Source organism: Burkholderia sp. HAN2018 (assembly GCF_024704855.1).
In the GTDB taxonomy this organism is placed as follows: Bacteria; Pseudomonadota; Gammaproteobacteria; order Burkholderiales; family Burkholderiaceae; genus Burkholderia; species Burkholderia cepacia.
In genome coordinates this window covers 1-1,813 of sequence record NZ_QOBB01000479.1, presented here as the reverse complement: position 1 = coordinate 1,813, position 1,813 = coordinate 1, and the positions used below count along the sequence as shown (strand labels likewise).

The window sequence follows — 1,813 nt, the reverse complement described above, 5'->3', positions numbered from 1 at the left end:
CCGCCCCCGTGCCCGGCCGCCCGGCGCCCCGCCGTCAGACAGGCACATCGCTTGCGCCACCCACGCGCCCGCCGATCCGGCGGACAACATCCTTCCCGCAACCGGCGTTGCTCACCACGCGACCTTCGCGTGGCGATCCCGCATCGCAAACAGGTTCCCCTGAACGAGAGGACAACATGAAATCAATACGAACGATAGCGGCCCTGTGCTCCATCATTTCCGTGCTCGCGGCATGTGGCGGCGACGGCAACGACGTCGGCACCGAGCTCGGCATCTCGAAGCCGCAGGCGCGCTTCATCAACGCGGTGCCGGCCGGCCCGAACCTCGACTACTACCTGAACGCCAAGGTCGACCAGTCGGGTGTCGCGTACAAGGGCGTGACGCGCTATCACGACGTCGACTCGGGCACGCAGACCGCGAGCTACGACATCTCGGGCACGACCTCGACCATCGCGTCGCAATCGTTCAGCGCGGCGAACGGCCATCACTACACGACGATCGCGCTGCCGAGCACGACGTCGCTGATCTCCGTGATCGACGATCCGTACGACAAGGGCCTGCTGTCGGACAAGGCTCGCGTGCGCAGCTTCAATGCGTCGCCGAACGCGCAGAACATCGACATGTACGTCGTCCCGCCCGGCACCGACATCACGACGCAAAGCCCGACGCTCGCGGGCGCGGCCTACCAGAACGCGGTGCCGGCCTCGACGCAGGATTCGATCTACCTGAACGGCGGCAGCTACCAGGTGATCGTCACGACGGCCGGCAGCAAGACGCCGATCCTCAAGACCGCGCCGGTCACCATCAACAACAACGCCGACTGGCTGCTGCTGACGATTCCGTCGGGCGGAGTCGGCGACGTGACGCCGAACGATATCCACGTGCTGGTTGCGCAAGGCAACGACGCCGATACGTCCGCGCAGGAACTCGGCCCGCAGTAAAGGCGCGAACACGGCGGCGGCGATCGTGGCGGCTGGTGCGAGTGCACCGGCCGCCCCACGCCGGGTAACGGTATCCGGCGGTATCAGTCGATCCGCTCGAGGCAGATCACGTGCTCGGCGCGCGCACCGTCGCCGTGCTCGACGTCGACATCGCCGACATGCCGCACGCGCCAGCCCGGCCGCGTCGCGATCTGCGGCATGTTGCCGCCCGGCCGGCTCTCGATCCCGCCGAGCCCCTCGTCGGGCGTATCGACCGCGTCGTCAAGCGACGCGTTCGAGTAGATCACGTTGTCCTGCAGTTCCGACGCGCCGGTGCGCGCCTCCATGCCCTTGCCGTCGACGTCGACCGTGTTGTCGGTCATCGCCATGTTCGCGTTGTCGAGCGTGACGATCCGGCCGGCCGCGCGACGCACGGGATCGCCGCTGTCGACCGCATGCGCGCCGACGTCGATCGGCGGCAGGCCGGTCGGCGTTTTCGCCGCGACCGCCTCGGGCGTCAGCGGCCGCTTCGCCACCTCGGCGGCCTGGGTCGCCGCGTCGGGCATGTCGCCGGCTGCCGGGGTCTTCACCGGACTCCTCGCGATCTGTTCCTGCTGCTGTTGCGGGGTTGGATTCGATTCCGCGTTCTGCATCGCACCTCCTGTTCCGGACGGCGTGCGCCGGCGTGATGCCGGCGCCGGTCCGGGAATCGCTACAACGGTCCTTGCAAATCTTTCACGCGCAGATACGGCGCGCACGCGCCTCCTGCGACGCCAGTGCCGCACATGCATGCCGCACGGCAGCGCACGGGCGACGAACCGGCGCACGCCACGTGCGCGTGCACGTGCGCCGCCCGCCTGATGCCGGTCAGCCGCCGCTTGCGCCCGCCGGCG

Annotated in this window: 2 protein-coding genes; one reads left to right on the top strand and one right to left on the bottom strand. The window is 68.9% G+C overall.

The features are described 5' to 3' along the window. The first annotated feature begins 176 nt into the window (after positions 1 to 176). A complete protein-coding gene (locus DPV74_RS41160) occupies positions 177 to 941 on the top strand; it encodes a DUF4397 domain-containing protein (protein WP_059694242.1) in 765 nt (254 codons plus the stop codon). A gap of 83 nt (positions 942 to 1,024) precedes the next feature. Here the strand turns inward: DPV74_RS41160 and DPV74_RS41155 are convergent, their stop codons facing one another. Continuing rightward, on the bottom strand, positions 1,025 to 1,573 hold the full coding sequence (locus DPV74_RS41155; protein ID WP_091924666.1) for a DUF3005 domain-containing protein: 549 nt from the start codon (positions 1,571 to 1,573) through the stop codon (positions 1,025 to 1,027). Between the last annotated feature and the right edge of the window lie 240 nt (positions 1,574 to 1,813).